At 69.6% G+C, this 6,494-nt stretch carries 8 protein-coding genes; 7 read left to right on the plus strand and 1 reads right to left on the minus strand.

Annotated features, from left to right (window positions below; genetic code table 11):
- Positions 1–4: 4 nt before the first annotated feature.
- Entirely contained in the window at positions 5–598 is a 594-nt protein-coding gene (locus tag ACFE7K_RS13610) for a TetR/AcrR family transcriptional regulator (protein ID WP_375398738.1), read from the minus strand.
- A 58-nt stretch (positions 599–656) separates the two neighbouring features.
- Here ACFE7K_RS13610 and ACFE7K_RS13615 point away from each other — a divergent pair, with 58 nt between their 5' ends.
- Genes ACFE7K_RS13615 through ACFE7K_RS13645 form a run of 7 tightly spaced genes read left to right on the plus strand, consistent with a single transcriptional unit; the run spans position 657 to position 6,223 of the window.
- On the plus strand, positions 657–1,379 hold the full coding sequence (locus ACFE7K_RS13615) for a DJ-1/PfpI family protein (protein ID WP_375398739.1): 723 nt from the start codon (positions 657–659) through the stop codon (positions 1,377–1,379).
- Between the two features lie 50 nt (positions 1,380–1,429).
- Complete coding sequence (locus tag ACFE7K_RS13620) at positions 1,430–2,389, plus strand: MBL fold metallo-hydrolase (protein ID WP_375398740.1); 960 nt, start codon at positions 1,430–1,432, stop codon at positions 2,387–2,389.
- A 5-nt stretch (positions 2,390–2,394) separates the two neighbouring features.
- Entirely contained in the window at positions 2,395–3,969 is a 1,575-nt protein-coding gene (locus tag ACFE7K_RS13625; protein WP_375398741.1) for an FAD-dependent oxidoreductase, read from the plus strand.
- A gap of 1 nt (position 3,970) precedes the next feature.
- A complete protein-coding gene (locus ACFE7K_RS13630) occupies positions 3,971–4,171 on the plus strand; it encodes a DUF2783 domain-containing protein (RefSeq protein ID WP_375398742.1) in 201 nt (66 codons plus the stop codon).
- Positions 4,168–5,487 (plus strand): fumarylacetoacetase, encoded by a 1,320-nt coding sequence (gene fahA, locus ACFE7K_RS13635; protein WP_375398743.1) that lies wholly within the window; start codon positions 4,168–4,170, stop codon positions 5,485–5,487. Before ACFE7K_RS13630 ends, fahA begins: the two co-directional genes overlap by 4 nt.
- Complete coding sequence (locus ACFE7K_RS13640) at positions 5,484–5,813, plus strand: DUF3817 domain-containing protein (RefSeq protein ID WP_375398744.1); 330 nt, start codon at positions 5,484–5,486, stop codon at positions 5,811–5,813. The genes fahA and ACFE7K_RS13640 overlap by 4 nt, the downstream gene beginning before the upstream one ends.
- Positions 5,810–6,223 (plus strand): CopD family protein, encoded by a 414-nt coding sequence (locus tag ACFE7K_RS13645; protein WP_375398745.1) that lies wholly within the window; start codon positions 5,810–5,812, stop codon positions 6,221–6,223. The genes ACFE7K_RS13640 and ACFE7K_RS13645 overlap by 4 nt, the downstream gene beginning before the upstream one ends.
- The last annotated feature ends 271 nt before the right edge of the window (positions 6,224–6,494 follow it).

Below are 6,494 nucleotides of genomic sequence, written 5' to 3' on the forward strand. Positions count from 1 at the left end.
TCGCCTATCGGCGGTAACGCTCCACCAGCGCCTCGAACGCGGTCCAGGCGCGCTGGTCGGCGAGCGGCTCGGCGGCGAAGCGGCTCGATACGTGGTGGCCGAGATAGAGGCCGCGCAATTCCCAGACGAGCTGGTCGATATCGGTATCGGGCCTGAACGTTCCGTCCGCGACCGCTTCGCCGGCGAGCGTGGCGAGCAGGGCGCGCGACCGCGCCTCGGCCGCACCGACCTGTGCGCGGACCTCGCCGTCCAGATCGTCCAGCTCGAACAGCGCCGACGCGATCGGGCAGCCGCCGCCCAGCCCGGCGCGCCGCGTCCAGCCGAGCCAGCGGCGCATCAGCGCGGTCAGCCGCGGCAGGCCGGGCGGCTCCGCCATCGCCGGCGCGACGACGTGCGCGGCGACCAGCGCGTCGGCATGGCCGAGCAGGCGGCGCTGGATATCCTCCTTCGAGCGGAAATGCGCGAACAGGCCGCTCTTCGACATGCCGACCGCGTCCGCCAGCGCACCGAACGTCACGCCGGACAGGCCGGTCACGCTGAGCATCTCCAGCCCTTGGTCGAGAATGCGGTCGTACGTCCTGGCAGGCATCTTTTTCATCCTTGAATAGTACGACCGATCGTGCTTTTAGACAAGTCTGTCATCACGGAGAATCGTCATGAGCGCCATCGAAACCGCCGCCCCGCCGCCCCTGCCGCCGCTCCGGATCGGAATGGTGATCTTTCCGCGCATGACGCTGCTCGATCTCGCCGGGCCGCAACTCGCGCTGTTCGGCCATGGGCCGATCCATCTGCTGTCGGAGACGCTCGATCCGGTGATGACCGATTCGGGCATCGCGATCCTGCCGACGACGACGTTCGACGATTGCCCGCCCGCGCTGGACATCCTGTTCGTGCCCGGCGGCAGCGGCGCGTTCGACGCTGTCGAGAATCCACGCATCATCCGTTTCCTCCAGGATCACGGCCAAACCGCCAGATACATCACCTCGGTCTGCACCGGCTCGATCCTGCTCGCCGCCGCCGGGCTGATGGACGGTTACAAGGCCACGACGCACTGGGCCACCATTCCCATCCTGGAGGAATTCGGCGTCGAGGTTGTGCGCGAGCGCGTCGTGATCGACCGCAACCGCGTCTCGGGCGGCGGCGTGACCGCCGGGATCGATTTCGGGCTGACCCTGCTCGCCGAATTGCGCGGCGATGTCGCCGCGAAATGCTCGCAACTGATGATGGAATATGATCCCCGGCCGCCGTTCGACAGCGGATCGCCGTTCGTCGCCGCGCCCGAGGTGGTCGCGATCGTCAACCACATGCTCGCGGAACCCAATGCCGAGGGTCTCGGCATCGTCCGCCGCTTCCGGGAGCGCAGCCTGACGCCGGCTTGATTCTGGGGCCTGAGCCTCGCATCCGTCGCCGCCGCGCCCAAGGAATCGTCATGTCCAAGCCCTTCGCCTCCTCCACCGACCTCGCCGAAAAGACCGAGACCCTGGAGGTCCTGGCCGACGGCGTCTACGCGCTGACCGCGCAGGGCGATCCCAATGTCGGCGCGATCGAGGGCGAGGATTTCGTCGTGTGCATCGAGGCGCGGGCGACGCCGGCGGCGGCGCGCGACTGGCTGGCGCAGCTGCGGCGGCACACCGACAAGCCGGTCCGGTATCTGGTCCTCACGCATTATCACGCGGTCCGGGTGCTCGGCGCGAGTGCGTTCGGGGCGGAGCATATCGTGATGAGCGAGGCGACGGCGGCGCTGGTCGAGGAACGCGGGCGCGCGGATTGGGACAGCGAGTTCGGCCGGATGCCGCGCCTGTTCAAGGACCCTGACGAGATCCCCGGGCTGACCCGCCCCACCACGACGTTTGCGACCCAGCACCGCATCGAACTGGGCGGGAATCGCGGCGCGCTCGGCCTGCGCTTCTGCGGGCGCGGCCATACCGAGGGCGACGTCGTCGTGTGGCACGACCGGTCGCGGACGCTGTTCGCGGGCGATCTCGTCGAGGCCGAGGCGGCGCTGTACACCGGCGATGCGTTCCATTTCGACTGGTCGGGCGCGACGCTCGACCGCGTCAAGGCGTATCGTGCGGAGCATCTCGTCGGCGGGCGCGGCGCGGTGGCGCGCGGCACCGTCGCGACCGACGCGGCGATCGAACAGACGCGGTCGTTCCTCACCGGCATGATCGATGCGGTCGGCGCGGTGCACCGGCGCGGCGGTACAGTGAAGGAGGCGTTCGACGCCACGCATGCGGCACTGGCGCCGAAATTCGGGCAATGGCCGATCTTCGAGCATTGCCTCCCCTTCAACGTCCAGCGGGTGTGGGACGAATGCGACGGCATCGAACGGCCGCGCATCTGGACGATGGAGCGCGACCGCCAGGTCTGGGCCGCGTTGCAGGGCTGAACGCGATGGACGCGGCCGGTATTCCCGTATGGCGCGCGATGGGCGCGGTGCCGCCGCCCCCGGGCCGCGCCGAGCGCGCGGGCGTCGTGATCGTCGGCGCGGGGCCGGTGGGGCTGGCGATGGCGCTCGATCTCGGGCGGCGCGGGCATGACGTTATCGTGCTTGCCCTACACGATTTCATCGCGGCGGGCTCCAAGGCGATCTGCTTCGCCAAGCGTTCGCTCGACATCTTCGATGCGCTCGGCGTCGGCGACGCCATCGTCGACAAGGGCGTCGTGTGGAACGTCGGCAAGGTGTTCCGGGGCAACCGCGCCGCGCCCGTGCTCGAATTCGACGTGCTGCCGGTCAAGGACCAGAAGCGACCCGGCTTTATCAACATCCAGCAATATCATGTCGAGGAGCGGCTGGTCGAGGCGCTTGCCACGCTGCCGAACGTCGCCCTGCGCTGGGGCCACCGCCTGGCCGGGCTCGAAGCGCGCGACGACGGCGCGACGCTGTCGGTCGAGACCGCCGAGGGAAGCTACGCCATCCACGCCGACTGGGTGGTGGCATGCGACGGCAGCCGCTCGGCGGCGCGCGCGCTGCTCGGGCTCGATTTCGACGGCCGCGTGTTCGAGGACAATTTCCTGATCGCCGACATCCGCATCAAGGGCAAGCGCCCCGCCGAGCGCTGGTTCTGGTTCGATCCACCGTTTTTCGCGGGGCAGTCGGCGCTGATCCACAAGCAGCCCGACGATGTGTGGCGGCTCGACTTCCAGCTCGGCTGGGACGTCGATCGCGCGGCGGCGGTCCTTCCGGAGAATGTCGAGCCGCTGGTGCGCGGCATGCTCGGCGCGGATGTGGCATTCGAACGCGAATGGTACAGCGTCTACACCTTCCAGTGCCGGCGCATGGCGCGCTTCGTCCACGGGCGCGTGATCTTCGCCGGCGACAGCGCGCACCTCGTCTCGCCGTTCGGGGCGCGCGGCTGCAACGGCGGGCTGGCCGATGTCGCCAATCTGGGGTGGAAGCTCGATCTTGTCCTGCGCGGCGCGGGCGGACCGGGCCTGCTCGACAGCTACGACGCCGAGGCGGGCGCGGTGGCGGACGAGAATATCCGCGCGTCGAGCCGCTCGACCGATTTCATGACGCCCAAATCGGCCGTCAGCCGGATCTTCCGCGATGCCGTGCTCGAACTGGCGGCGGAGCTGCCGTTCGCCGCGCCGTTCGTGAATTCGGGCCGGCTCTCGACCGCCGTCGCGCTCGCCGGCAGCGCGTTGAACAGCCCCGACCGCGACGACTGGCGGGGCACCGGCCTCGCCCCGGGATCACCTGCGCTCGATGCCCGCATCGGCGAAGGATGGCTGCTCGACCGGCTCGGCGACGATTTCGTGCTGCTGGCCGACGGTTGGCGCGGCGGCGCCTTGGACGGGATCGCGGTGATCGACGCCGCCGGTGCGGGCGGGCCGTTCGCCGACCGCTACGCGCTCGCGCCGGGGCGCGCCTATCTCGTCCGCCCCGATCAATATGTCTGCGCGCGGTGGCACACGGCCGACCGCGCGGCGGTGCTCGCCGCGCTCGCCCGCGCGAAGGGGAACTGACATGGGCGCTCTCACTGTCGCGCCCAATATCGACGGCGTCGACGACGTCTATGCGCGGTTGCTGGCGCTGCATGACGGGCATACGCTGGAGGACAGCCTCCGCATCGCGGCGCGGCTGAACCTGATCCTCATCAACCATATCGGCGACCGGGCGGTGATCGACCAGGCATTCGCTCGTGCCGAAGGGAGCCCGCCGCGATGAGCGACGCGATCGACGAGACCCACGATTCCGCCTTGCGCAGCTGGGTGCCGGGCGCGGACGAGCACCCGGATTTCCCGGTCCAGAACCTGCCGTTCGGCATCTTCTCGCCGCCGGGGGAAGGCCCGCGCGGCGGCGTCGCGATCGGCGACCGCATTCTCGACCTGGCGGCGCTGGGCGGCGCCGTGCCCGTGACGGAAGTGGCCGAGGCGCTGCGGGCGGCGGCCGGGCCGACACTCAACCCGTTGCTCGCCCGCCCGCCCGGTGACCGGCGCGCGTTGCGGCGGTTCCTGTCGGCGATCCTGTCCGACCTGCCGAACCGGGCGGCGGTCGAGCCGCTGCTGTATGCCGCCGACGCCTGCAGTCTGCATCTGCCCGCGCGAATCGGCGACTACACCGATTTCTACGTCGGCATCCATCACGCGACCAATGTCGGCCGGCTGTTCCGCCCCGACACCCCGCTGCTGCCGAACTACAAGCATGTCCCGATCGGCTATCACGGCCGCAGTTCCTCGGTGCGCCTGTCGGGGACGCCGGTGCCGCGCCCGAACGGGCAGCGCAAGGCGGCCGATGCCGACGCCCCCGAGTTCGGCCCGACGCGACGGCTCGACCTGGAGCTCGAACTCGGCCTCTGGATCGGCGGCGACAACGCGCTGGGCACGGCGGTGGCGATCGACGCCGCCGGCGACCGGATCGCCGGGTTGTGCCTGCTCAACGACTGGTCGGCGCGCGACGTGCAGGCGTGGGAGTATCAGCCGCTCGGGCCGTTCCTGGCGAAGAGCTTCCTGACGACGATCTCGCCGTGGGTCGTGACCGCCGAGGCGCTGGCGCCGTTCCGCACGGCGCAGGCGGCCCGTCCCGCCGGCGACCCCGCGCCGCTGCCCTATCTGTGGAGCGACGAGGACCAGGCGCGCGGCGCCTTCGCCATAACGCTCGACGTGCAGATCGACACCGCGCGGATGCGCGCCGACGGCGTCCCGCCGGTCCGGATCAGCCGCAGCGCCGCGCGCCATATGTACTGGACCGCCGCGCAGCTCGTCACCCATCACGCCTCCAACGGTTGCGACCTGCACGGTGGTGACCTGTTCGGCAGCGGGACGATCTCGACGCCGGACGCCTCCGGCCTGGGCAGCCTGCTCGAGCTGACGCAGAGCGGTACGCGCCCGATCGACTTGCCCGGCGGCGAGACGCGTACCTTCCTGGAGGACGGCGACCGGATCACCCTGTCGGGCCGCGCCGCGGCGCCGGGCTTTCGCTCGATCGGCTTCGGCAGCTGCGTCGGGCTCGTCACCCCTGGACCGGAGACGATCGAGACATGAACATGCTCTCGCCCGGCGACCTGGAGCGGTCGCAGCTTCGTCGGCTCCGCCTGGCCTCGCTGGGGGAAGGCGCGACGCTGATCCTGCTCGTCGGCATCGCAGTGCCGCTCAAGCATCTCGCCGGGCAGCCGCTGGGCGTCCGGATCATGGGGCCGGTCCACGGGCTGATGTTCCTCGCCTATCTCTGGACGGTGGTGCAGACGGTGTCCGGCGGCGGGTGGCGCGGTCGCGACGTCGCGCGGCTGGTGATCGGCGCGCTGGTGCCATTCGGCGGTTTCCTCAACATGTCGCTGATCCGGCGCAAGACACTGGAGACGTTCGGGTGACCCTGGCGCCGCTCTACCCCTGGCTGAAGGCATTGCACGTCGCGTCCGCGCTGGTCTTCACCGGCGGGGTGATCGGCGTCTCGATGTTCCTCGCCGCCGCGGGTGCCGAACCGTCGAATGCGCCGGTCGCGCGGCGCATTCGGCGCTGGGATCAGGCGGTGACGACGCCCGCGATGCTGCTCGTCTGGTCGCTCGGGTTGATCATGGCGATAAATGGCGAGTGGCTGGCAAACGGCTGGCTCCAAGCAAAGCTGGTTCTCGTCGTGCTGCTGTCGGTGGTCCACGGCATGCAGTCGGGAAAATTGCGCCGGCTCAGCAGCGGCGCAGCAGTGGTTTCGCCTCCCCTGCATCCGCTTATTCTCGGCTGCGTGATCGGGATCGCCATCCTGGCAGTAATGAAACCATTTTAACAACAGGGTCGAGAACGGCCGCCTGTCATTCCGGCGACGAGAGCGAGCGATGCTCCGGTTCCGACGCATGAAGTCGTTACAGAAGCTCGCTTCGGTTCGCGTCAACGTGCCGATCCCGTTGCCGGTGGCGTATCACACGTTCGGGAGATGGAAACCGCACTCGTCGAGGCGATGGCAGTGCTGGTAATCGGCAACGGCGCACGCTCCGTGCAGTGTCTAGAGCGTTTTCAGGTTAGTTGGCGTCATATCCGGCGTTACGGAGATAGTTGGC

Source organism: uncultured Sphingomonas sp. (assembly GCF_964244265.1).
In the GTDB taxonomy this organism is placed as follows: Bacteria; Pseudomonadota; Alphaproteobacteria; order Sphingomonadales; family Sphingomonadaceae; genus Sphingomonas.

What these genes read in the sequence shown, in the direction of transcription:
- ACFE7K_RS13640 (WP_375398744.1), top strand. Translation starts at nt 5,484, where the DNA reads ATGAACATGCTCTCGCCCGGCGACCTGGAGCGGTCGCAGCTTCGTCGG.
- ACFE7K_RS13620 (WP_375398740.1), top strand. Translation starts at nt 1,430, where the DNA reads ATGTCCAAGCCCTTCGCCTCCTCCACCGACCTCGCCGAAAAGACCGAG.
- ACFE7K_RS13610 (WP_375398738.1), bottom strand. Translation starts at nt 598, where the DNA reads ATGAAAAAGATGCCTGCCAGGACGTACGACCGCATTCTCGACCAAGGG.
- ACFE7K_RS13625 (WP_375398741.1), top strand. Translation starts at nt 2,395, where the DNA reads ATGGACGCGGCCGGTATTCCCGTATGGCGCGCGATGGGCGCGGTGCCG.
- ACFE7K_RS13615 (WP_375398739.1), top strand. Translation starts at nt 657, where the DNA reads ATGAGCGCCATCGAAACCGCCGCCCCGCCGCCCCTGCCGCCGCTCCGG.
- ACFE7K_RS13630 (WP_375398742.1), top strand. Translation starts at nt 3,971, where the DNA reads ATGGGCGCTCTCACTGTCGCGCCCAATATCGACGGCGTCGACGACGTC.
- fahA (WP_375398743.1), top strand. Translation starts at nt 4,168, where the DNA reads ATGAGCGACGCGATCGACGAGACCCACGATTCCGCCTTGCGCAGCTGG.